Consider the following 24422-nt stretch of genomic DNA (forward strand, 5'->3'; position numbering starts at 1 on the left):
GGTTTAAAAGTACTATTTATTGTTACTTATATTAGGATGTATTAACAATATAGATCAAATAAAACCCGTTGTGCTTAAAATAGTTTCATCAAAAAAGCAACAAATCCGGACTAAAAGGGTGTTGAGCTTCTTCAACTACCTCGCACATAGAGGTAAGCTTTAATGCTCCTGGCCTTGGGATGATTTTATTTTCAGGAAAAATAACACGAAATCCGGGCTCCAAAATTTGTCCTAGAGGATTCAATGAAATTTCAGATGCACGAACCTCGGCACGTCTTTGCATCAATAAATGATACATCCTCACAACATGTTCGCTGTCTTGCAGTTTCGACTGGCATTGCAGAAGAAACCTTTTGGCTTTTCGCATATAGAATTCGACATTTTGTTGTGGGGAGCTAAGATTTTTAAGTAATTTTTTAGCAGCCCAATCCTGAGACTGCTCGAGTTTTTTCATAAAAGTTTCCCGCCACTTGGGAGTCGTTGTATTAGGTAGCAAACGCAAAAGACCACAACGTGCTGATGAGAATACTGGATTGGTTCTATCTACATCTAAAACATCCAATACAAACTTCTGATCAATTATCCCGTGTTGTATTAAATTATCTACTGCCAATTGATCTGATTTCGCCTTAACCGGTGTAAGCCAAGCATGATCTGCATCATTTAAATCAGTTTCAGGAAAATAACTACCTACTGCATTTAATGCGATAGTATAAAAAGTACGAGAAATCCTAATTGCTTGGTTTTCTTCGGCCTGCAAAAATCTTGGATCAAGGAAGAATTCAGCAGGAATACTTATTTCAGAGCGCAGTGCGTCATTAGGAAAAACGTCCGACATCAAATTTAATTCAACAGGACAAAATAAAGGTCGAAGTTGTTCTTGTAATGAACCTGATTGTTTTCGATACAATGTCTTGCTTTGGTTCAATTTTTTAAGGCCTATTATGACATTTTTAGCTAATTCTTCTGAAGAGACCAAGGTTTCTAAAATATCGTGTAACGAGGCATCAGGCCTTCTTCCTCCAAAATCTAACCCTCTAATGGGGTCCCACCAATCATTATGAGGTTGATCCAGCTCTTTCATAATAGGGCCTCCAGCACTATGACAGCCAGAACACCGGAGTCGCTTACCAAACTGAGGATGCTGTGGGTCAGGCTGGCGATGGAGCAATTCATTGTCAGCAAAAATATCCAATGAGTCTCCTCGGTAAATCCATTGACCTTGGGTACCATTACCACGCAGCTCATAGAAATTAAATGCTTCTTTCTTGGGATCCCAAGCAAACGCTTCGATCATCAGTGAATTTTTTTCTGGATTCTGATCAGCGATTAACTCACCTTCTGAATTGATTGCCGTAAAATGTCCAAAGAAAAAATCGCCCGCGTTAATGAGCAGATGATTATCTGGTGTTTTTAATGCGCCAAAAACCATCTCAAATAAACTAAAACTCCCTTCACCAGGATTATGAAACCCTCGATTTGCAACCCATGTAGTTTCCAATTGCAAGCCTGAGTTTTTGCAAAGCTGACGTAATTCAAAAACATTGTTTGGGCATGTGTTTTCAGATAAAAGTAATAACCCTAAAGCATCATGAGGTCGCTCAACAGTTTGACCCGACGAATCCATGAGAGCACAGGCTGCAAAAGTCTTTTGAGAAAAAGGCACTATGATATAGAAGATTAAAATTAAAAAATAAAAAAATCCATTTGTCACAATTACATTCCTATTTTGCTTTTCAAAAACACACGTTAAAAATAAAATTCCGTATCCGCTTCACTTAAAAAAGGGGTAATTGATTTTTAATCCATGTACCATTTTTAAATTTATATTCGGCTCTTGAACCTTTTAAAAAATCATTTTTATTAATTTCGAGAATTTGCCACAAAGTGGGTATGATTTGTATGACTCCAAAAGATAATGAAATCCCATCACATGTATTGGAGTTAGTTAAATAATAATTTCGCCAATATTTATCCAAATAATTTTGCCAATATAAACTGGCCAAAGGCAAATTGCTCTGACTTGTATGCAATATTGCTCTTCCCTCTACAATAATTTGGCCATGCTCCGGATTCGCTAAGCAAATTCCTACATTGGGACAATGATTTAAATGAGTCCATTTTGGTGAATGAGTATCAGTCAGAAAAATAAGAGAGCCATCGGGAGTGAAATGATAGAGAGCCATGGTTCTAATGTGCGGTTTTTGATGCATAGCCGTTGTTACTTGCGCAAATACTTTATCTTTTGGAAATGAAAACCAATGGCGTAAATAAAGTTCTACAGCATGAAGCAGCTCTGAAGAATCGATAAGCATAGTTTTTCTTGAAACAGAATAAAAACACATCATAAAAATAAATACGCATTGAGTCAAAAAATTACCTAACCCACTGAAAGACAATCAAAAAATCAACCAGACCAAAATAAATGCACATTTTGCAAAAACTACTATACTTTTAAAACTTGGACGAACAGGAATTGAGTGATATGGATGCCATTCAATTAGCTCTGGATGTACATTTAAAAAGGACTATTTATAATTCACAACGATTTTTTTTCAAACAACACGAATTATCCGAAGCAACTTACCCCTTGCTCATATCGTATCTCGCATGGCTTAGAAAAATTAATGCAACCCCCAATAAAATCGATGTGATGCATCAAAATGAACAAAAAAATCGTGAATTCAAATTTTTGTGCAAACGCAACTTATTATTTTTTCTGACCATTACAGGACAATTTAATGTCATTGAAAAATTATTTAAAACCCCATCGTTAACGACAAAATTACATCATTTGATCGCCTTAATTAAAAAAGAGCGCTATAAGATAAGACGAAAAAAGAGCACGCTCTTAAAAGCAACATGTTCCCCTAAAGCAAAGACTCGCAATCCGGAGCAAAAACATAATGCCTATTGCTTGCCAACAATGGGTCTATTCAAGCAGGATATAAAGAAACCTCTCCTATTATCATTTGAATACCCGGTTAGGAGAATAAACATTTTTTATTTGGCATACAGCAGCAAGATTGAGCTTTTAAGAAAAATTTTAAAAACAATCCAAACCAATCCAAATCTGCAATCTCATATTAAAAAAACCTTACTCCATCAAATAGCAACGGTTCATCGGCGTGCATTAAAAAATAAAGCACTATTCACAACACCCATCAATCAAAATGCCCCAACACCTAGAATTCTTGCACTCATACGTCAAGCCTGGAAGCAATTGAATGATGATGTTTTGGAAATAAATTCAATTTTTAATCAATGCAAATGCTTAAGCTCAGAATTAGAAAAAATCAATAGGGATGAGCTTACTGCTTCTATGAAGCATGTAGACGAACTGGAAAATTTAATGCAAGAGCACTATGAGTTACACGATGAGATCAACAAGGCGAGTGAAGTGCGAGGAGACGCGGAGCAGAGAGCCGAAGTGTACACGCAATCACATGAGGATTGGAGCACCGCAGTTGAGTTTGGAAAGAGTTCTACTATAAAAAACAGTCTCTTTGTAAGTCACCATCTCACTTTTTTTTCACCGCCACAAAAAAATGAAAAGTCAATGTCACTTGAACCAAACGTTAATTTCAATGAACAAAAAATAGAAAATAGCATTAGAGCAGGATTTTAAAAGAAATGATTTATTCTTGTTGCAGCAAAGCTGCAACAAAGATATTCGTTAACTAAATGTAAACAGACCCTGGAGTGTTCGGTTTTTTAAATGATACGTTGAATGCACTCCATTCCACCTAAGTAGGGTCTTAGGGCCGTTGGAATATGAATGTTTCCTTCTTTATCCTGATAATTTTCCATCAACGCAACCAATGTTCTGCCTACTGCAAGGCCAGAGCCATTTAAGGTATGAACCAATTCAATCTCACGTGAGTGTTCTTGTCTGTAGCGAGCTTTCATACGTCGTGCCTGGAACGATTCCATATTAGAACAGGATGAGATTTCTCGATAAGTATTTTGACTGGGTAACCAAACTTCTAAATCATAGGTCTTTGCTGAACTAGGACCCATATCACCGGTACAAAGGGTTACCACTCGATAAGGCAGTTCTAAACGCTGTAAAATTGTTTCAGCATGATTAACCAATTGCTCCAAAGCGAGATAAGAATCTTCAGGCTTGGTAATCCAAACCAGTTCTACTTTTTCAAACTGATGCTGCCTGATCATTCCTTTGGTATCTTTACCATATGAGCCTGCTTCACTACGAAAACAAGGCGTATGACAGACATAACGAATAGGCAAAACCTGTTCATTTAAAAGAGTATCACGGACTGTATTTGTGACAGGAATCTCTGCCGTAGGAATCAAATAATATCCATGCTCTCCCGTTAATTTAAACAGATCTTCTTCAAATTTAGGTAATTGTCCTGTCCCCAATAAGCTGTCTGCATTGACAATATAAGGCACATAAATTTCTTGATAACCATGCTGTTGGGTATGAATGTCCAACATAAATTGAATCAGGGCTCGATGTAATCTGGCCAATTGATTTTTCATAACCACAAAACGGCTGCCTGTAAGTTTCGCAGCCAAAGCAAAATCCATTTGACCTAAACTATCCCCCAACTCATCATGAGATTTAACCGGAAAATCAAAAGGAGTAACCTTGCCCCAACGCCTTACCTCTTGATTATGCTGTTCATCTTCACCAACAGGAACTGATTCATGGGGTATATTAGGCAATCTTAAAGCAATTGCTTCAATTTGCTGTAATAAACCCTCTAACTCAGCTTTTTTTTCTTCTAACTCCTTCGCAAGACGATTCATATCTTCACGCATTGGCTCTATATCTTCACCACGAGCTTTTGCCTCGCCAATGGCTTTGGAACGCAAATTACGTTCATTTTGCAATGCTTGTGTTGCAACTTGGAGTGCTTTACGTTTTTCTTCTAAAGCAGTAAAAGATGCAACATCAAACTTAAAACCTCGCTTTAACAACTGCGTAGCAACAAATTGCGGATCATCCCGTAATAATTGAATGTCTAGCATAGGATATCACTCTAATTAAATTTTTTTGTAATCAATTACCTAACAATTCCACGCGTGGATTGATTTAATGCATCAATCATTAAAACTACCTCAGGGCATTCATTTTGCATCAACTCCAATTCAGCAACTGCCTGTTGTACTGTTAACCCTTTGCGGAAAATTATTTTGTAAGCGCGTCGTAAGCCGTCGATTGCTTCAGATGAAAATCCTCGTCTGCGTAGCCCCACCGTATTAATGCCACATGCAGAAGTCGTATCACCAGAAATCATCAGATAAGGAAGTACGTCTTTACCTACATACGAAGCTCTAGAAATAAAGGCATAGGCGCCTATATGACAAAATTGATGAACTGCTGCATAACCGCCTATATTTGCATAATCACCGACAGTTACATGTCCTGATAAAGCAGCATAGCTTACCAAAATAATTTGATTGCCAATCATGCAATCATGTCCTACATGGGAATACGCCATTAAAAAGTTTTTATTTCCTATACGGGTTACTCCGCCCCCTTTAGCAGTTCCTCGACTAATCATGCAATATTCGCGAATGATATTATCATCACCTATTTCTAATCGAGTTGACTCACCTTTATAAGTAATATCTTGGGGCTCATCACCTACGGAAGCAAATTGGAAAATTTTATTATTTTTCCCAATAGTAGTTGGCCCTTCAATCACTGCATAAGGACCAATCCACGTATTTTCACCAATTTCTACATCAGCACCAATTACAGCGCCAGGACCTACTGATACCCCTTTTGCCAATTTTGCAGTGGGGTGAATTATCGCTCGTTCACTTATCACTTTTGAATTTCCTTTGCAGCACTTAATAAATCCGCGGAACAGGCCAGTTTATCACCCACATAAGCTTCGCCATGCACACGCCAAAACTCTCTTTTTCTTGCTAATATTTTTACTTCCAAGCGCAATTGATCTCCTGGAGTAACCACATGTTTAAATTTTGCATTATCTATACCTGCAAAAAAATGCAAAATACCATCAATTTCTTCTGGTGTTTGAGATAATCCCGCTAATAGTCCACTGGCTTGTGCCAACGCCTCCAGCATTAATACTCCTGGCATAATTGGATTTTCTGGGAAATGGCCACTAAAAAAATTTTCGTTGATAGTGACATTTTTTATAGCCGTCAAACAGTCAAATGGCTTGAAATCCAATACCCTGTCTATCAAAATCATAGGGTATCGGTGTGGCAATATACTAAAAATCTGTTTTATATCTACAGGTTCACTCATTGCAGTTTCTCGCTTAAATAAGTATGCTTAGCATGGTTCAAAAGTGAGGCTCAAAGGAAAAAACATTATCCTGATTTAGCTGGTTCAAATCAATTGTTAATGTTAAAAACTTATCCCTCTTATTAGTTCCTATTCAATATGACTTAACTTTTTCTCTAAAGCACCAAGCTTCACTATATAATCATCCAATCGCCTAAATCGCGCTACGTTACGACGCCAACGGCGATGTTCATGTACTAAAGTTCCAGATGAATAAATTCCTGATTTGGCAAGAGATTTACTTACTGTGGACATTCCAGTAATCACTACATCATCTGCCAAATGCACATGGGCTGCAATGCAACTGGCACCGCCAATAATACAATCTGCGCCGATTTGCGCATATGCGCCTAAAGCGGCACATCCTGCAATGACTGTATTTTGACCAACTAATACATCATGTGCAATCTGGACCAAATTATCAATACAAACTCCTTCTCCCAAGTAGGTATCGCTTAAAGAACCTCTATCAATCACAGTATTAGCACCTATTTGTACTTGATTTGCGATAATAACAGCACCAACACTATAACCCTGTTGCCAGTGCCCATGCTCTTTTAAATAATTAAAAGGGGAGGCACCAATAATACAGCCTGAGTTTATAACTACATAAGCGCCCAACTGACAACCTGCATGGATCACTACTTTATGTCCAATCTGACTGTTTTGACCAATGCGCACAGAAGATTCAATAACCGTATTTGCACCTATTGTAACTCCATCTGCAATTTGTGTATTTGCACCAATCACACTGTAAGCGCCTATAGATACACCTTGACCTAATTGAGCAGATTGATGAATTATGGCTGTGGAATCAACACCAGATCTTGGAGATACAGGTACGGATAAAAACTGGGCAGCCTGCATCATTGCTTGTAAAGGATTGGATACAACAATACAGTTTCCCTCATATAGATGATGATCTTTTGCTTTGAGTATCACTGCACCTGCTGATGTCGTATCCAGAGCTTGACGTAATGCTGAATTATCATAATAAGCGACATCCTTTGATGTAGCTCGGCTCAGAGAAGCAAAACAAAAAATGGCGTGATTGGCATTTCCATGCCACACGCCACCTAAATGTTCTGCCAGTTCTGCTAAAGTTAGCAACGCGACATCGCCAAAATTAATTAATTGCTTTTACAACTTTATCAGTTACATCAAGCGTTGTTGCACTGAAAGGAGCTGCATCTTTTTGTACAATAAGGTCGTACTTGTCATCTTTAGCTACTTTTGCAATCGCTGCACGAACTTTAGCATATAATGCTTCCATTGCTTCGTTATTTGCTGTACTTAATTCTTGTTGATATTGCTGTCCATCACGCTCAAATTGTTGTTGTGCGCCAACAATTTTCTTCTCCATCTCTTTCTTTTGAGAAGCACTTAGAATTGCACTATCACGCTTGAACTTTTCCATATCCGCTTTAATACCCGCTTCAACCGCAACGAGTTTATCACGACGTGGCTTAAATTCTTTCTCCAATTTTTTTTGGATTTCTTTTATTTGACTGGAAGTTTGCATGATCTTTTGTAGATCAACCACACCAATTTTTGCTGCATCAGCAAACGCGCTTGCGCCAAATACGCTGAAAACAAAGGCCACTAAGACCAGACCTAACCGTTTCATAACTAATCTCCTAAATTAAAGAGCATGATGCTAGCACAATTCCAAATAGGTTGCGATATATACAGCATGATTTTCGATAATTTTGTGATAAATAGAAGGGTCTATTTACATTTCTCCTTTCCCCCCTTAATCAGAGGAGAAAGGAATAAGTTAGAATCCTGAGGATAAAGCAAATTGGAAGAATTGCTTTTGATCAAATTGCTGAGGATTCAATGGCTTAGCCAAGCTAAATGACAAAGGTCCAAAAGGAGAGCGCCATTCAAGTGAAACCCCTGCTGAATATCTTAACGGACCTTCATACTTTCCAGTTAAAGTAGACAAAGTATTGACAGCAAATACGTTACCCGCATCAACAAAGGCTGTTGTTCGCATATTGTCTCGACTCAAAGGATAAGGCAGGATAATTCCGGCGGTTCCACTGAGTAATAAGTTACCTCCCACGGAGTTACGGAAATTATCCAATGGTCCTAAAGAGTAACTGTCATATCCGCGTACCTGGCCAGGTTGTGCGATACCCCCTGCATAGTAGTTCTCGAAAAATGGCAATCCGTTACTGTTAAAGGAATTTCCATAACCTGCAAACCCTTGCAAAGAGAAAATCCATCCTCGTGCTATAGGTTGGTACATACGTGCTTGATACGACCCTTTATAATAAGATAAAGAGTTCGAGCTCGCTGGTAAAGCAACTACAGCCGAAAGTTGTTGATTAATCCCTCTTGTAGGATATGGAAATTGATCATAACTGTTTCGATTCCATCCAGTAGATAACCGAATTTCCTGGAAATGTCTTCCATACATTTGCACAAAGTTCTTAATGACTATTACATTTCCAACGCTTTTGATATCTATATCTTGATAACCATAACCCAATTGCCATCGGCTCGTTTCACCCAGTGGTATACTGTAATTCACATCAGCACCAAAGCGGTTAGAGCTGTATGTACTTACATTGAGGTTTTTGGGGTCGACGCGAGCATAATAAAGATTTAGACCTCGTCCTATACCTGTTTCGGTATAAAAAGGATTATAGTAATTTATAGTATAGTCTTGCCCCCATTGACTCGCAGTAAATGCAGCACCCATCGAACGTCCAGTACCCATAAAGTTATGTTGATTTACTGAAGCATTCAATTGATAACCGTTAGTACCATAGCCAATGGAAGCACTCGCTTCAGCAGAAGGTGCTTCTTCTACTTGCACGTCTAAATCAACCTGATTATTTGCTTCTGGTACTGGATTCGTTTTAACATCCACATTTTTCAAATAGCCTAATAAGCGCAATTGTCTTTCAGATTCTTTAATGTTATGCAGAGATAACAACCCGCCTTCATCCTGACGAATGACACTTCTCAATACATAATCACTTGTTTTGGTATTGCCATGGAATTTAATACGACGAACGTATACATGCCTACCTGGCTGTACAATAAAAGTAATGAATACGGTTTTGTTTTCTTCATCGAGTTGAGGATCTGCATTAATTGCTGGGAAACCATAACCTACATCTCCTAAAGCCAAACCAATAGCAGAAATGGTATCAGTTACCTTTTTACGTGAAAAAACCGCACCTTTTTTAACTTGTACTAATGAATTAATTTTTTCCGGTGGTAATATCGGCTTTCCTACTACTTTGTAGCCTGAAAAGTGATATTGAGGCCCTTCTTCAATATGAACATTAATATAAACGTCTTTTCTGTCTGGAGACAGCAATACCTGTGACGATATGATCTTAAACTTTAAGTAACCTCTGTCCATATAAAAGGAACGTAATGCTTCTAAAGATGCATCCATACCCGACTTGGAGTATTGGTCTTTTTTAGTAAAGTAGGTAAAAATACCAGATTTTGATAAAGCGAATTCAGGTAACAATTCATTGGTAGAAAAATCGTGATTACCTATTATTTTGATTTGTTTAATTCGCGAGACACGACCCTCAGAAATTGTAACGGTAATGCCTACTCTATTATCAGTTAAAGGAGTTACTCGAGTTTCTATACGTGCATTATATTTGCCTCGGGCGTTATAGGCTTGCTTTAATTCTTTTTCCAAACGTTCCAAAGTAGATGTTTGAAAGACACGACCTTTGACCAAACCCATTTCTTTAAGGAAATCTTTCATTTTGTCACTAGGAATTTCTTTGTTTCCTACCACGGTGATTGAGCCTATAGTTGCCCTTTCAACTACATTGACAATTAAAACATTGCCTTGACGTTCCAATGAAACAGATTGAAAAAAACCAGTATCGTAAAGGGTTCGAATAATCTCAGCAGTTGATTCTGGACCTACCTCCTCTCCAACTTGAACAGGAATATAATTGAGTACCGTTCCCGTAGAAACACGCTGCAAACCGGTAACTTTAATACTTCGAACGACAAAAGTATCTGCTGCGATTGTTTGTGAAGACCAGGCGATGAGCGAGGAACAACAAACACTTAATATTAACTTACTGCTGATTTTTTTCATTATTATTTTACGCCCAATACTACGTGTACTTTTAAGTATCAAACTCTGTACACCTAAAATTGAAACACTTTTTATAGGAAGTAGAAACTACTGTCAAGTTTTTGTTCCCTGACTTTGCCAATACTTTGCGATTGTTGCCCGATTGATATCCCCGACTACCCTGCTAGTCTCGATAAATCATTAGTCAATGCGATAAACATTAGAGCAGCTAATAGCAATAAACCTAAATAGGCTCCTGCAGATTTTAAATTATCAGATAGAGGCTTGCGTCGAACGGCTTCCAATAAATAATACAGCAAATGCCCACCATCCAGCATAGGTATGGGTAACAAATTTAATGCACCTAAGCTGATGCTCACCAAAGCAAGAAAAAATAAATAGGAGGTTAACCCGTTGCGCCCAGAATCACCTGCTCCTTGAGCAATACCCACTGGACCACTAATACTATTTAATCCCAATTTTCCAGTAACCAACCTACCCATTAAAGTAAATGTAGTAGCGGTCAATTGCACAGTCTGATTTAATGCAGTCCCTACGGCAGTTAAAGGATCTTGTCTTTCCAAACGCAACCAATGTTCTGGCCAATTGACCTTTTGTGACCGTACGCCTAAAAACCCTTCTATTTTCCCCTTATTTTCCTGGCTACCAGTTAGTACTACAACCTTTTGTATCTTTCCTTTTCTATTAATAGATAAAGTCACTTGTTTCGCGGGGCGTTCCTGCACATAATTCACTAAAAACAACCAGTCGTTAAAAGGCGTTCCATCCACACTTAATATCTTGTCGCCATTTTCTAATCCTGCTTTTGCTGCTGGGGAATTGGGAACGACTTCACCAACTATAGGAGGAATCGAAGGAATAAAAGGCTCAATCCCTAAACTTTGGAGCGGATCTGGCTTTTTACTATCCAATTGCCAATCAGCCAAAGGCAAAGAAACTTGACGTCGATGCCCATCGACCATGGACTTCAGCGTTAATTGGATCGTTTCCTGAGAACCGACAAGAGGCATAATCGCATACTGAAAATCGCGCCAGCTGTTGATCTTAGTGTCATTCAGCGCAACAATTTCTTCTTTGCCGTTTACTCCAGCATGCGCCGCAATACTATTAGGCCTCACCGATTCAATCATAGGTGCTAAAGATTGCATTCCTATAACCAATACCCACCATAAAGCGACAAAAGCAAAAAGAAAATTAAAAAAAGGACCTGCAAGAACAATTGCAGTTCTTTTCCAAAGAGATTGATTATTAAAGGCTAAATGACGTTCGTTTTCGGCAACATTTCCTTCAGATTCGTCCAGCATTTTGACATAGCCGCCAAGAGGAAACAGAGACCACGCATATTCTGTTCCCTTTTTATCACGCCAATGCGCCAAAATAGGACCAAAGCCAAAAGAAAAACGTAGTACTTTAACACCGCACCAACGCGCCACTTGAAAATGACCATACTCATGGACTGTAACCAACAAGACTAGGGCCAAAAGAAAATACAGCAATGTTGAAAGCATAGTGCAATCCCAAATGAAGTATACTCGAGAATTACTCTCCTAAAATTCTCCGAGATTTAGGTAAAAGTTCTTTCCTGCTATTTCACACTCACAAATAAAGTGAGCCCGAAATAAAATAAAGGTAAAGCTGCAATTAAACTGTCCAAACGGTCTAAAATACCCCCATGACCAGGAATAATAGCGCCTGTATCTTTTAAATGACAACGACGCTTCAATATACTGATGAATAAATCACCAAAGATCGCAATAATTATAGTACATATAGCTAAAACGAACCAATGAACTGCGCTCGCTGGATTAAAATAACCATAACCAATCCAAGCAATCAACATGGAAAAAATAACGCCGCCCACAACCCCTTCCCAGGACTTTCCAGGGCTAACTCGCGGAATTAATTTATGTTTCCCCAGAAGCTTTCCACTAATATAAGCCCCTGTGTCTGAAACCCAAATTAAAAACAATAAATAAACAAGTAAGGCTTTACCATGAGGTAAATAATATAAGTGAACAAGACTTTGCACGAATAAAGGTAAGAGCAACAGACATACAGCGGCTACAATGACAGGATAGCCCCAATACTTCTGAGAGCTGGGGAACCAAAGAATAGCAAGAATATTGAAAGCCCAAACAATTAATCCAACATATAACCAATAAGAAAAAAGATAATTACATGCCCACAAACAAAAAAACATCAACACAAAAAATCCAGCTTGAAAAGTCCAATTTTTCAAAGGGATTAACTGAAGACACTCTCTAGTTGCAGCAAAAAAAACAAGCAAAACAATTCCTGCCAAAAGCCACTGATTGCCATAAAAAATAAGCCATAAAACCAAGGGCACTAAAATCAGTGTTGTAATTAAGCGCTGCAAGAACATAAATTTGCCCTTCTTAGTGTTAAAAAATGAATTAGGAAATTTGCCCAAATCTTCTTTTTCTTTTATTAAATGAAGCTAAAGCCAACTCAAGTTCATGTTCACCGAAGTCCGGCCAATGAACCTCGCTAAAATATAGCTCTGTATAAGCAAGCTGCCAGAGGAAAAAATTACTAATTCGCAATTCACCACTGGTGCGAATAAATAAATCAGGATCGGATAACCCTTCTGTATCCAAATAATGAGCAAAACTGGTTTCGTTGATCTCTTCTACAGACAGTTCACCATTCAATACGGATCGGGCTATTTTTTTTGCCGCATTGACCACATCCCATTTACCACCATAATTTACAACCACATTCAAAATTAATTGCTCATTATTTGCTGTCAAAAGCTCAGCTTCTCGCATTTGTTTTTGCAACACCGGTGAGAGTACACTGCGATCCCCAGTAAATCGCATGCGTATTCCATGCTGATTCAACTCAAAAATTTCCTTTCGTAAGGACTCCAGGAATAATTCCATTAAAAAATTAACCTCCTCTGCTGGTCTGCACCAGTTTTCAGAGCTAAAAGCAAATAAACTAAGACAAGGAATTCCTTTAGTCATACAGCAGCGAATCATTTTTTTTACAGACTCAACACCCGCTTTATGACCTTCAATACGCGGCAGCCCTCTACTTTCAGCCCAACGACCGTTTCCATCCATAATAATGGCAACATGCTGAGGAATTTTTTGTTCCAAACTACTCTTCCCAATCTAAATAAATGGTACATAGTCTAACCTTTTTAATACAAAAATGACACTATTCACCCTTGTAAGTTAACAATGTAATGCACTATTTTAGAAAAAAAACACTATATCACGATTTACTAAAAATGAGTGGACAAACATACCTTAAGTTTTGTAGATCAATGAACTATGAAAGGAACGAATACATTACGAAATACCTGCCAAATAATGTATAATCCACCCACCAAATTTGACTGTACTCTACGGAGAATTGCATGCAAAAAAAAGCAACCTTGTTGCTCATGATCTTAGACGGCTGGGGCTATAATGAAAATAACAAACATAATGCTATTGCCCAAGCCAACACCCCTCAATGGGATGAATGGTGGAAAAGTTGCCCCCATATTCTTTTGCAAGCATCTGGGTTTGCAGTTGGTTTACCTGATGCGCAAATGGGTAATTCAGAAGTAGGACATATGCATATTGGTGCAGGTAGAGTAATACAACAAGATTACACGCGCATTAACGAAAGCATAAAGAATGGCGAATTTGCCAATAACCCGGTTTTCCATGATGTAATTTCCACATTGCAGAAAACTGAAAAATCGTTGCACATCATGGGATTGTTTTCCCCAGGAGGAGTCCACAGTCACGAACAGCATTTATTTGCCCTACTCAACTTATGTGCCCAACAAAAATTTACTTCTGTCTATTTGCATTTATTTTTAGATGGGCGAGACACTCCGCCACAAAGCGTGTTACAAAGCTTGGCACGCCTCAATGCAGAGTTAAAAACACATCCGGTAGCTCAAGTGTGTTCAATTAGCGGGCGCTATTATGCTATGGACAGAGACAATCGTTGGGAAAGAATAGAGCCTGTTTATACTGTATTAACTCAAGGCAGCAGTGAGCATCATTTTGAGGATGCAGAAACAGCGATAAAATCTTATTATCAACAAAATCTGTCTGATGAATTCATACCTCCGACTCGTATAGGCAAAAAGAAAGCCATTGAAGATGGAGATGCCATTTTCTTCTTTAATTTTCGAGCTGACAGAGCCCGACAATTAACCACGGCTTTTATTGATCCAACATTTAAAAAATTTAACCGTGCTGTACAACCTCAATTATCCTATTTTGTCAGTATGACTCAATACGATAAAAAATTACCCACGACCCAAGCCTTTCCTCCTATTCTTTTAAATAATACCTTAGGGGAAGTTCTAGCAGTCCATGGCTTAAGTCAATTACGCATTGCTGAAACAGAAAAATATGCCCATGTAACTTTTTTCTTCAATGGCGGGAATGAAAATGTTTTTACTCACGAAGAAAGGATCTTAATTGCATCCCCCAAAGTTGCCACATATGATTTACAGCCTGAAATGAGCGCACCTCAATTAACAGAATGCTTGGTCGAGGCAATTAACAGTAATGCTTATGATGTCATTATTTGTAATTATGCCAATGCCGATATGGTAGGACATAGCGGGGATTTTAAAGCTACGATTCGCGCAATAGAATGCCTTGATCAATGCATGAGTAAAGTCTGGAATGCGCTGGAAAAACAAGGTGGGAAATTACTCATTACAGCGGATCATGGTAATGCAGAAGAAATGTTTGACGAAACAACACTTCAAGCACATACTGCTCATACTAGTGAACCTGTGCCATTAGTATATGTCGGAGGTCATTGGCATTTTTCCCGAAGCGAAGGCAGCTTAATTGATATCGCACCAACAATGCTTGCTTTACTAGGAATTACTCCTCCAGTGGAAATGACAGGTCATCAATTGTTAGAAAAAAATACTCATGAATAAACGGAATTACACTATTTCTTTTGCCGGATTGGTCTTTAGTATGCTGTTCTGTTTTGAAGTGCATGCAGAACCGACTTCCACCGTAGTGCAAACACAAAATAAGTTAAAGCAATTGGATGCGCAAATTAACAGCCTTCAACAAAACTTAAACTCAGCTCATGATAAACGAGGTGTTTTAAATAAGGAATTGTCAGAAACCGAAAAGCAAATTGGTGAAGGGGTTCATAAGCTACACTCCATTCAGGATGACATTAAGAATAAAGAAAATAGAATTACTGAATTACAAAATCAAGTAAATCAGTTAAATCAACAGCTGATTACCCAACAACAATTATTAGCCAATCATGTACGTGCTCGTTATCAAATGGGCGAATATCAGCCGCTTAAATTATTGCTTAATCAGGATGATCCCAATAAAGTGAGTCGGATTCTGACGTACTATCAATATATTGTTAAATCACGACAACAACTTATTGATAAAATTGATAAAACACGTGTAAGTCTCAGTGAAAGTAAAGAAAAACTTCGGGTAGAACTTATTGCGAACAAACAACTAAAAGCTGAGCTTACTCAGCATCAGCAGCAACTGCAAAAAAACAAAAGTTATCATACTGCTTTAATTCAATCACTGAATCATGAAATTCAAGATAATCAAAACACCTTGCGGGAGGTACGAAAAAATAAAGAGAATTTAGCACGCTTACTTAAGTCACTAGCGCAACAAAGTAGTACTCCAACAAGTAAACCTTTTAACCAAGCAAGTAAGCCCTTTAGTCAGATGCGCAAAAAATTGCCGCTTCCGATCCAGAGTCAGAACCATTCTCTACGCAAAATGAACCAAGGAGTGACATTTTTTGCCGAGGAAGGAACAGTAGTTACTGCCATTTATCCAGGGAAAGTAGTATTTAGCGATTGGCTTAAAGGATATGGTTTACTTCTTATCATTGATCACGGACAAGGTTTTATGACTTTATACGCTCATAACCAATCTTTATTTAAAAACAAAGGCCAATATGTACGTCAAAATGAACAAATTGCCAGTGTAGGGCATACCGGCGGAATTAAACAAAACGGTCTATACTTTGAAATAAGACTAAAGGGAAAAGCTATTCCACCACTTAATTGGTTGTCGTAGGTTAACCCTGGCACCTTAATTGCATTTCAAAATTATAATAAAGAAGATGGCTTATTTTGTAGCCTTGCATCTGAGGAGATCGCTATGTTGATAAGAAAACTTCCACGCTCGCTTGCGATAGTATATGCGTTTACTCTTATGTTACCTCTGACAAGTTTTGCAGATGATGAGGCTAATACAGATACTTCTACAAGCTCCAGTAGTACTAAAGCGGTTCCTTTAGAAGATGTACAACGATTTTCTAATGCCATAGGTGAAATTAAAAAATACTACGTCAAACCGATTGATGATAAAGAACTTTTTGATAATGCCATTCGTGGTATGCTGAGTGGCCTTGATCCACACTCCAGCTACTTGGATGAAGAAGAATTTAAAGAGCTGCAAACATCAACTAGCGGTGAATTTGGTGGTTTAGGTTTAGAAGTAACTATGGAAGATGGCGTGGTTAAAGTAGTTACTCCTCTGGTTGATACCCCAGCCTTTAAAGCAGGGATCAAATCTGGCGACTACATTATTAAATTAGGAAAAGAATCCGTTCAAGGTCTTTCTCTTAAAGACGCAGTCAACCTCATGCGTGGTAAAGCTGGAAGTACCATTCAATTGACTGTACTACGTAAAGGGGTAAACAAAGCACTTACTTTTGATTTAATACGAGAAATTATTCAAATTAAAAGTGTACAAAGCAAAATGCTTGCTCCAGGCTATGGTTACATTAGATTAACTCAATTCCAGGCATTGACTGGAAAAGATATGTTGCAAGCCATTGATCGATTAAAACAACAATCTGGAGGAGATTTAAAAGGTTTAATACTGGACTTACGTAACAACCCAGGAGGATTGCTCGATTCAGCAATTCAGGTTTCTGATGCTTTTCTTGGTAAAGACAAATCAGGTAAGCCAGAAACAATTGTCTCAACTAAAGGACGTTTGCCTGGCTCAGACTTTACTGCCATAGCTAAGGGAGTTGATATCTTACATAACGCCCCAATGGTTGTATTAATTAATAATGGCTCTGCATCTGCGGCCGAAATTGTAGCTGGCGCACTTAAAGACAATAAAAGAGCTGTTATTCTTGGTACAACAAGCTTTGGTAAAGGTTCAGTACAAACCGTATTACCGCTCGATGAAAAAACCGGGATTAAGTTAACCACCGCCCTTTATTACACTCCATCAGGAACATCAATTCAAGCCCAAGGAATTATACCTGATATCGTGGTTAATGAGGTCGAAATCCCTAAAACTGCTGCGAAACCTTCTGATCTCACTGGATTTAGTGAAGCAAGCCTTAATGGGCATTTAGTGAATAAGAATAATGCGGAAACAATTAAACCTAAAGACATCAAAGCACAAATAGATGAGTTAATGCATAATGATTATCAACTCTACGCTGCGTTAACCGTTTTGGAAGGTATGGCTTTAGCTAACAGATAATTAGTGTGTAAACGAGAAGAGGAGCCAAAGGGGTTGGATGCGGCTCCTCTTCTTTTTTATAGAGTAAAAATTGTAGCCTGGGTGCAGCGCGAAGCGGAACCCGGGTTTCGCTTCGCTGCATCCAGGCTACACGTCAAATTTGAGTAATTTAAATGAAATTAGACTGTAAGTATTTGCTTCTTATAAGAAACACCATTTTTATCTAAATTAAATCGTCCCATTACCCCTGTCCCAGATTCAAGCGCCAACAAATGTGTTGCAATTGCCTGACTGGAAAAGTCAGAATGAGTTTTCAAAGCAAGCAACGCACTACTATGAAGCAGATGGAATATATCAAAAGCATAACCCGCTTGACTGATAGGATGACTAAGATATTCTTGTTTATATTGAGCAATAAATTCTGGCTTCATTGATTGAGTCAAAACAGCAGACGGTTTGTGATTGGGGCTTTTTGCCTGAAAATTATTTTTTCCATCAGCAATTATGGTGTCATCAGTGAGACAAAAATGAATAATATTATTTTTTTTCGCTAAAGGTGCAACTAAAGCGCCACTTTCAGTTCCTTCCGTTAATAATACATTAATATGATGTGCCTCGATAAATTTTTGCACGGTTTTTGCTGCAGCATTACTTGGTATTTTATCCAGAGTATAAAACTCATAGTTAATCTCTGAGGATTGCAACTGATCACGCGCAATTTCCATTGCTCCCAGCATATTTCTACCAATAAAAGCAGACTCACTGGAAAAAGGAGCATAAATACCAACATGGATTGTCAGTTTGGTTTTATTTGTAGAGTCACTCATGCCAGATGCGGCATCACAAAAACTCACTGCCATTAGCGATACCAAAAAAGAACCTAAAACGGTATAAAATTTTGATAAAAAATGTTTCATATTCATCATCCTAATTGATTAGACTCTATTAATATTGCATTCAAATGAGTGTTGGCTTTTTTAAAATTATGTATCTATTCACCACAATTTCAAAATCTTGGTGAAAAGACACATTTGAGTGCATGCTTTTCGTTCGAGATGCGCCAAATATGGCTTTTCGCTGAACTGTGCTGAATAATTAAATTATTTTGCTATGAATAGAATCTAAATACAATGGTTGGGATTTAATTATAATTGTGCGATAATCCCCACAAAAGTGACATATTTTCGAATACAATGAACCATATTAAATCAATTTCATTCCTGACCGGCCTATTTTTTTTCTCTTTTGCTCAAGCTAATGTTCAATCCTATTTTGACCAAATAAAGAATGATCCCAATGCCTTATATGCTTTTTTTAAGAGCATGCCTAAAGGTGGGGAGCTACATTATCATTTAGCTGGTGGTGCATATCCAGAAATCATGCTGGAACTCGCATCTAAAAATAATTATTGTCTGAATCCAACCAATTGGGTAGTCAGTAAAAAACCTTCTGGATGTCATGGTGTAGATACAAAGGATCTGCTTAATCATCCTGAGCTCTATGCAAATACTGTCAGAGGCTGGTCTATGAAAGATTTTGTTCCAGGGAAAGAATCCGGGCATGATCATTTTTTCAGCTCATTCTACAAATTCAATGCAATAGTTGCTGATCATCAGCCTGAATTGGTCGCAGCAGTGCTGCAAAACGCAGCGCAACAAAATGAACACTACATGGAATTAATGATTTTGCCGGATAATGCTCATTCAGCAAGTTTCGGTGATATGCTTAAAGATACAACTTCGTTTAGCCAAAAAAGAAAACTTTTATTAGCTAACCAGGATTTTCAAGGTAATGTCAATTATACTGCAGTAGAATCCAATCGAATTATACACCAAGCACGCCAGGAATTAGGCTGTAAGACTAATTCAGAAAAAAAGGCCTGCCAAATCAAAGTTAAATTTTTGTATTATTCACTTAGAGAACAATCTTTAGATAACCTTTTTGCCCAAACACTGAATGCTTTTGAAGCAGCAAACCAATCCATAGAAAGCAACGGTGCGCTTGTTGGTGTTAATTTGGTACAACCTGAAGATGGTATTATTTCTTTACGTGACTACCGCAAACAGATGCAAATGTATCAGTACCTGCACGAGGTATATCCACAGGTCAATATTGCATTGCATGCAGGTGAGCTCACTCAGGAAATAGTTGCTCCCGAAGAATTGGATTATCACATTCATGATGCACTTTTTACCGGTCAAGCACAAAGAATTGGGCATGGGGTAGATATTGCCCATGAAAATAATGTGAAAAATACTTTAAATTACATGGCTAAAAATCATAAGCCTGTAGAAATTAATCTAATCAGTAACCTTAAAATATTAAAAGTTGCAGGTCGCGATCATCCGTTGAATTTTTATCTTAAGCATCATGTCCCTGTTGTTTTATCCACTGATGATGAAGGTATTTTGCGAACCAATTTAAGCCAGCAATATGTAGAAGCTGTATTGAATCATGATCTGGATTATCAAACCTTAAAACAAATCAATAGAAATGCGCTAACTTATGCATTTTTACCTGGAAACAGCATATGGTCTGATGCAGATAAAGCGCAATTGATTTCTGATTGCCAAGATTTAGAGAGTACAAGCTGCCAGCAGTTTATAAAAACAAACGAGAAAGCACAATTACAGTGGGATTTAGAGCAAAAATTACGTGTATTTGAAAATAAATTTTGAGATCTAAAATATGTAGCCTGGGTGCAGCGCAGCGTAACCCAGGAAAAATCTATAATCTAAAATAAAGAAACCCGGGTTACGCTGCGCTGCACCCAGGCTCTACATATTCATTTATGTAAACAAATACGCATTAAACTCTAAATGGATCACGCAAAACAATCGTCGAATCACGTTCTGGACCAGTCGATAATATATCAATAGGTACTTTGAGCAGATTTTCTATTCGTTTTAAATAGGCAAGCGCATTCGCAGGTAAATCATTTATATTTGTAATATCAGCAGTAGATTCTTGCCAACCTGGCATTTCTTCATAAACAGGCTCTAAACCTTGAAAATCAGCAGCTGATTGAGGAGGACGAGAAACTAAATTTCCTCTTTCGTCTTTATAAGCAACAGCAATGCGCAATACATCTAATTTATCCAGAACATCCAATTTGGTGATGCATAATGCCGTGATACTATTTAACTCAATGGAATGTTTTAATAAAACTGCATCAAACCATCCACAACGTCTGGGTCTTCCTGTAACAGCCCCAAATTCCTGCCCACGTTCAGCAATCCGTTTACCCACTTCATCAAAAAGCTCAGTTGGAAAAGGACCACCGCCAACTCGCGTAGTATAAGCTTTAGTAATCCCTAAAATATAGTCAATGTATTTTGGACCAAATCCCGCACCATTAACTACCGCGCCGACACAAGTATTTGATGAAGTAACAAAAGGATACGTGCCATGATCAATGTCCAGATAGACCCCTTGCGCTCCTTCAAATAAAATATTGTCTCCTTGTTCTCTATGCTCGTGCAAACACGCAGAAACGTCACAAACCATCGGGCGTAATTCTTTAGCCCATTGTATAGCAGAATCCAATAAAGGGTTAAGATCCACTGCTGGCTGCTTGAAATATTGCGTTAAAATAAAGTTATAGTAATCCAAAAGGTCGATCAATTTTTTTTCAAAACGCTCTGGATGAAATAAATCGCTGACCTTTAACGCACGGCGGGCAATTTTGTCTTCATACGCAGGACCTATACCACGTCCGGTTGTACCAATTGCTGAGTCTCCCATATGTGCTTCACGCGCTTTATCCATAGCAACATGACAAGGGAGGATCAATGGACAAGCCATACTAATACGTAAGCGGGAACGGACATCAATTCCACTTTGTTCTAACTCTTTAATTTCTCCCAATAGAGCATCGGGCGAAAGAACTACACCATTTGCAATGTAGCATGTAACGTGAGGTCTTAACATGCCAGAGGGGATAAGACGAAGAACTGTTTTCACCCCATTAATTTTTAAGGTATGACCTGCATTATGACCGCCTTGATAACGGACAACAACCTGCGCATCGTGGGTTAATAAATCGACTATTTTACCCTTGCCTTCATCGCCCCACTGCGTTCCTAAAACAACAACGTTTTTACCCATGATCTACCTTAATTTGCACAATGCTTGTTCGTCGCTCTAAATTGCGAATCACTAAACCCAATTTCAATAAATAGTCACTACTCAACCCCATGTAGGGTTCTACTTAAAAGAAAAAATTCCGAAAATACGGACACCTATCCATTGATGTGATGTATTTTCAGAATATTTTTCACTCAACCTGCATTCAAATCTGGACGCTCGCCACGATTTTAGTACAGGGATGAATAGTTACCAAAATCCGACATTATAGTTACTTTTTAACAGGTACACCATCATTTTTTGGTGTGGCCGTTTTAAAAAAATCAAAAAACGCACTGCTTTGATCCAGTACCAAAATATCTTTTCTACTCTTAAAACTCTCTTCGTATGCGAGCAAGCTGCGATATAAAGCAAAAAAATTCTTATCTTTATTGTACGCCTCTGCATAAATTTCTGCTGCGCGCGCTTGTCCAATAGCCCTTACCTTTTGCGCATTACTGCGGGTTTTTGCTAACAAGACCATGACATCAGCGTCAGCCTTTGCTTTTATTTCTTCGGCAGCTGCCTGACCATCAGCGCGATGCCTATTCGCAATCTTTTGCATGTCTGCGCGCATGCGTTGATAAATTGCATTACTGGTATTGGCTGGCAACTCGATTCCTTTAATACGTACATCAACAACAATAAGGCCTAACCCTCCCGCTTGCTTTTGGGCAGCTTGTCGCAGCAAATCTGTTAAATCGTCACGACCGCCTGATACTACTTCGGGAATAGTACGTTTACCGAACTGAGCACGCAATAATGTGTTTAATTGTTGTTCCAATAATGTTTCTGCTTTAAATTCACTGCCGCCAGTTGATTTAAAATACTGGGCCAAATCAGTAATTTGCCATTTAACATAATAATCAACCATTACGTCCTTTTTTTCCTTGGTAACAATACGGGTTGATTTAATATCCATTGTCTGAATACGAGTATCAAAAATACGCACATTTTCGATAAACGGTACTTTAAAATGCAATCCAGGATTTAAGACTTTAACTTTATTAGTCGACTCATCAATGACCAGGCGACCTAAACGCAAAAGAATACCTTGCTGTCCTTGTGTTATAGTAAATGCACTGGTCAATAAAAAGAGAAGTATTAAAAAGAGCAAAATGCCAAGGGTTCTACCCATCGTTTTCATTATTCATTTCTCCCTTGTCGATAAATAGGTCTAGTAAATTCACGACCATCGACCAAATTCTCTGTCTCACTGGTTTCATCACCCTCTACGTTGCTATTTTTTGCGGTTTCATGCGGGAAACCTGAGGATTTATCAAACAACTTGTCCAAAGGTAGGTACAGCAAATTACCTGATTTGCTATCAACAATGATCTTACTGGTCTGACTTAATACTTGTTGCATTGTTTCCAAATACATACGTTCTGCTGTAACTATTGGAGCAGCAGTATATTGAGGAAGCAAGGCTAAGAATTCAGCAACCTGACCTTGGGCATTCAGCACAACCTGTTTGGAATAAGCTTCTGCCTCTTGCTGGATACGACTCGCCCTCCCTTCAGCAATCGGTACTACTTTCGCTGCATAGGCATAGGCTTGTTCTTTAAAGCGTTTCTCATCTTCCTGTGCCTTAATCGCATCATCAAAAGCATCTTGCACACTTTCAGGTGCACGAGCTGGTTGGGGTGCTACATTAACAATGAAAATACCTGTTTTATATAAATCCAATGTTTTTATCAAAGTATCTTGTACTTTGTTACCCCATACTTCACGTCCTTCAGTAATCATTTGATCTAACGTAGTTGTGCCGACTACCTGTCTTAAAGCACTTGAAGTGGCTTGTTGCAAACTTTCTTCGGGATTAGCTACATTAAATAAATAATCCTCAAGATCACCAATACGATATTGTACCGCTAAAGACACAGAAACCAGATTTTCATCACTGGTAAGCATTTGTCCAGAGTAAGAATAATCCAACACTCTGTCTACATTCATGATGATTTTGGAAGAAATAATCCTTGGTATCCAATGTGGTCCTGGCCCCACAGTTTCAACATATTTGCCAAAACGAAGAATAACCGCCTGCTCTGCGGGATCAACAATAAAGATGCCAGAAAGTACCCAAAGGATAAAAGCAATTAAGATAACTACTAGAGTCACCAAACCACCATTTGATTTTTTGGACGGCTCATTACTTGTTTTAGAAGTACCGCCACCAAAGAACTTCTTCAATTTGTCATGAACACGTTTTAGAGCTTCATCCAAATCTGGAGGCTGATTTTTACCCTTCCAGGGATCTTTGCCTTTATCTGGCTCATTCCACCCCATGTACTACTCTCCTGGCAAATTCTATGAAAACTAGAATTCTATGGGGTATATGAAGTTTAAGCAAGTTCTCCGGATGTAATTAGCTGAATATGGATTCTAAATTTTTTCTCAGAACATGAATTTCTTTAGAGCAGCAAAGGAATTAGATCCTGAG

20 protein-coding genes are annotated in these 24422 nt (G+C 38.3%); 5 read left to right on the top strand and 15 right to left on the bottom strand.

What is annotated here, in order from left to right:
- Positions 1-88: 88 nt before the first annotated feature.
- The gene (locus tag Lani_RS04455; RefSeq protein WP_019233588.1) at positions 89-1714 is read right to left on the bottom strand and encodes a hypothetical protein; all 1626 of its coding nucleotides are present in this window, start codon (positions 1712-1714) and stop codon (positions 89-91) included.
- 64 nt (positions 1715-1778) lie between these two features.
- A complete protein-coding gene (locus tag Lani_RS04460) occupies positions 1779-2315 on the bottom strand; it encodes a pyridoxamine 5'-phosphate oxidase family protein (protein WP_019233587.1) in 537 nt (178 codons plus the stop codon).
- Between the two features lie 170 nt (positions 2316-2485).
- Here Lani_RS04460 and Lani_RS04465 point away from each other — a divergent pair, with 170 nt between their 5' ends.
- Positions 2486-3628, top strand: a complete 1143-nt coding sequence (locus Lani_RS04465; protein WP_058388417.1) for a hypothetical protein — start codon at positions 2486-2488, stop codon at positions 3626-3628.
- An 86-nt stretch (positions 3629-3714) separates the two neighbouring features.
- Here Lani_RS04465 and serS read toward each other — a convergent pair whose 3' ends face one another.
- The 9 genes from serS to Lani_RS04510 all read right to left on the bottom strand — a co-directional run bounded on the left by serS (position 3715) and on the right by Lani_RS04510 (position 13504).
- Positions 3715-4998 carry a serine--tRNA ligase gene (serS, locus tag Lani_RS04470; RefSeq protein WP_019233585.1) on the bottom strand — a complete coding sequence of 428 codons (1284 nt, stop codon included), beginning with the start codon at positions 4996-4998 and terminating at the stop codon, positions 3715-3717.
- Between the two features lie 35 nt (positions 4999-5033).
- On the bottom strand, positions 5034-5804 hold the full coding sequence (lpxA, locus tag Lani_RS04475) for an acyl-ACP--UDP-N-acetylglucosamine O-acyltransferase (RefSeq protein ID WP_019233584.1): 771 nt from the start codon (positions 5802-5804) through the stop codon (positions 5034-5036).
- Complete coding sequence (gene fabZ / locus Lani_RS04480) at positions 5801-6253, bottom strand: 3-hydroxyacyl-ACP dehydratase FabZ (protein ID WP_040522516.1); 453 nt, start codon at positions 6251-6253, stop codon at positions 5801-5803. Before fabZ ends, lpxA begins: the two co-directional genes overlap by 4 nt.
- 129 nt (positions 6254-6382) lie before the next feature.
- Entirely contained in the window at positions 6383-7402 is a 1020-nt protein-coding gene (lpxD, locus tag Lani_RS04485; protein WP_019233582.1) for a UDP-3-O-(3-hydroxymyristoyl)glucosamine N-acyltransferase, read from the bottom strand.
- 16 nt (positions 7403-7418) lie between these two features.
- A complete protein-coding gene (locus Lani_RS04490; RefSeq protein ID WP_019233581.1) occupies positions 7419-7919 on the bottom strand; it encodes an OmpH/Skp family outer membrane protein in 501 nt (166 codons plus the stop codon).
- Positions 7920-8069: 150 nt separating this feature from the next.
- Positions 8070-10382 carry an outer membrane protein assembly factor BamA gene (gene bamA, locus Lani_RS04495; RefSeq protein WP_019233580.1) on the bottom strand — a complete coding sequence of 771 codons (2313 nt, stop codon included), beginning with the start codon at positions 10380-10382 and terminating at the stop codon, positions 8070-8072.
- A 155-nt stretch (positions 10383-10537) separates the two neighbouring features.
- A complete protein-coding gene (gene rseP / locus Lani_RS04500) occupies positions 10538-11890 on the bottom strand; it encodes an RIP metalloprotease RseP (protein WP_019233579.1) in 1353 nt (450 codons plus the stop codon).
- A gap of 77 nt (positions 11891-11967) precedes the next feature.
- Positions 11968-12765, bottom strand: a complete 798-nt coding sequence (locus tag Lani_RS04505) for a phosphatidate cytidylyltransferase (RefSeq protein ID WP_019233578.1) — start codon at positions 12763-12765, stop codon at positions 11968-11970.
- Between the two features lie 31 nt (positions 12766-12796).
- A complete protein-coding gene (locus Lani_RS04510) occupies positions 12797-13504 on the bottom strand; it encodes an isoprenyl transferase (protein ID WP_019233577.1) in 708 nt (235 codons plus the stop codon).
- Between the two features lie 263 nt (positions 13505-13767).
- Between Lani_RS04510 and gpmI the strand changes: the two genes are divergently transcribed.
- The 3 genes from gpmI (at position 13768) to Lani_RS04525 (ending at position 17875) form a co-directional block, all read left to right on the top strand.
- A complete protein-coding gene (gene gpmI / locus Lani_RS04515; RefSeq protein ID WP_019233576.1) occupies positions 13768-15309 on the top strand; it encodes a 2,3-bisphosphoglycerate-independent phosphoglycerate mutase in 1542 nt (513 codons plus the stop codon).
- A complete protein-coding gene (locus Lani_RS04520) occupies positions 15302-16444 on the top strand; it encodes a murein hydrolase activator EnvC family protein (protein ID WP_019233575.1) in 1143 nt (380 codons plus the stop codon). Before gpmI ends, Lani_RS04520 begins: the two co-directional genes overlap by 8 nt.
- An 84-nt stretch (positions 16445-16528) precedes the next feature.
- Positions 16529-17875, top strand: a complete 1347-nt coding sequence (locus tag Lani_RS04525; protein ID WP_019233574.1) for a S41 family peptidase — start codon at positions 16529-16531, stop codon at positions 17873-17875.
- A gap of 158 nt (positions 17876-18033) precedes the next feature.
- Here the strand turns inward: Lani_RS04525 and Lani_RS04530 are convergent, their stop codons facing one another.
- Positions 18034-18771: a branched-chain amino acid ABC transporter substrate-binding protein gene (locus Lani_RS04530; protein WP_019233573.1), complete on the bottom strand. Its 738-nt coding sequence runs from the start codon at positions 18769-18771 to the stop codon at positions 18034-18036.
- 276 nt (positions 18772-19047) lie between these two features.
- Between Lani_RS04530 and Lani_RS04535 the strand changes: the two genes are divergently transcribed.
- Positions 19048-20532 carry an adenosine deaminase family protein gene (locus Lani_RS04535; protein ID WP_019233572.1) on the top strand — a complete coding sequence of 495 codons (1485 nt, stop codon included), beginning with the start codon at positions 19048-19050 and terminating at the stop codon, positions 20530-20532.
- Positions 20533-20662: 130 nt separating this feature from the next.
- On the opposite strand, the gene Lani_RS04540 is transcribed toward Lani_RS04535, so the two are convergent.
- The 3 genes from Lani_RS04540 to hflK all read right to left on the bottom strand — a co-directional run bounded on the left by Lani_RS04540 (position 20663) and on the right by hflK (position 24268).
- On the bottom strand, positions 20663-21961 hold the full coding sequence (locus tag Lani_RS04540; RefSeq protein ID WP_019233571.1) for an adenylosuccinate synthase: 1299 nt from the start codon (positions 21959-21961) through the stop codon (positions 20663-20665).
- A 250-nt stretch (positions 21962-22211) separates the two neighbouring features.
- Positions 22212-23126 carry a protease modulator HflC gene (gene hflC, locus Lani_RS04545; RefSeq protein ID WP_019233570.1) on the bottom strand — a complete coding sequence of 305 codons (915 nt, stop codon included), beginning with the start codon at positions 23124-23126 and terminating at the stop codon, positions 22212-22214.
- Positions 23126-24268 (bottom strand): FtsH protease activity modulator HflK, encoded by a 1143-nt coding sequence (hflK, locus tag Lani_RS04550; RefSeq protein WP_019233569.1) that lies wholly within the window; start codon positions 24266-24268, stop codon positions 23126-23128. The genes hflC and hflK overlap by 1 nt, the downstream gene beginning before the upstream one ends.
- Between the last annotated feature and the right edge of the window lie 154 nt (positions 24269-24422).

Origin of the sequence: Legionella anisa (assembly GCF_001467525.1) — a bacterium.
Lineage (GTDB): Bacteria > Pseudomonadota > Gammaproteobacteria > Legionellales > Legionellaceae > Legionella > Legionella anisa.

Coding starts and splice junctions, on each gene's coding strand:
- Lani_RS04460 (WP_019233587.1), bottom strand. CDS start 2,315: ATGCTTATCGATTCTTCAGAGCTGCTTCATGCTGTAGAACTTTATTTA.
- Lani_RS04465 (WP_058388417.1), top strand. CDS start 2,486: ATGGATGCCATTCAATTAGCTCTGGATGTACATTTAAAAAGGACTATT.
- serS (WP_019233585.1), bottom strand. CDS start 4,998: ATGCTAGACATTCAATTATTACGGGATGATCCGCAATTTGTTGCTACG.
- fabZ (WP_040522516.1), bottom strand. CDS start 6,253: ATGAGTGAACCTGTAGATATAAAACAGATTTTTAGTATATTGCCACAC.
- Lani_RS04490 (WP_019233581.1), bottom strand. CDS start 7,919: ATGAAACGGTTAGGTCTGGTCTTAGTGGCCTTTGTTTTCAGCGTATTT.
- bamA (WP_019233580.1), bottom strand. CDS start 10,382: ATGAAAAAAATCAGCAGTAAGTTAATATTAAGTGTTTGTTGTTCCTCG.
- rseP (WP_019233579.1), bottom strand. CDS start 11,890: ATGCTTTCAACATTGCTGTATTTTCTTTTGGCCCTAGTCTTGTTGGTT.
- Lani_RS04505 (WP_019233578.1), bottom strand. CDS start 12,765: ATGTTCTTGCAGCGCTTAATTACAACACTGATTTTAGTGCCCTTGGTT.
- gpmI (WP_019233576.1), top strand. CDS start 13,768: ATGCAAAAAAAAGCAACCTTGTTGCTCATGATCTTAGACGGCTGGGGC.
- Lani_RS04520 (WP_019233575.1), top strand. CDS start 15,302: ATGAATAAACGGAATTACACTATTTCTTTTGCCGGATTGGTCTTTAGT.
- Lani_RS04525 (WP_019233574.1), top strand. CDS start 16,529: ATGTTGATAAGAAAACTTCCACGCTCGCTTGCGATAGTATATGCGTTT.
- Lani_RS04530 (WP_019233573.1), bottom strand. CDS start 18,771: ATGAAACATTTTTTATCAAAATTTTATACCGTTTTAGGTTCTTTTTTG.
- Lani_RS04535 (WP_019233572.1), top strand. CDS start 19,048: ATGAACCATATTAAATCAATTTCATTCCTGACCGGCCTATTTTTTTTC.
- Lani_RS04540 (WP_019233571.1), bottom strand. CDS start 21,961: ATGGGTAAAAACGTTGTTGTTTTAGGAACGCAGTGGGGCGATGAAGGC.
- hflC (WP_019233570.1), bottom strand. CDS start 23,126: ATGAAAACGATGGGTAGAACCCTTGGCATTTTGCTCTTTTTAATACTT.
- hflK (WP_019233569.1), bottom strand. CDS start 24,268: ATGGGGTGGAATGAGCCAGATAAAGGCAAAGATCCCTGGAAGGGTAAA.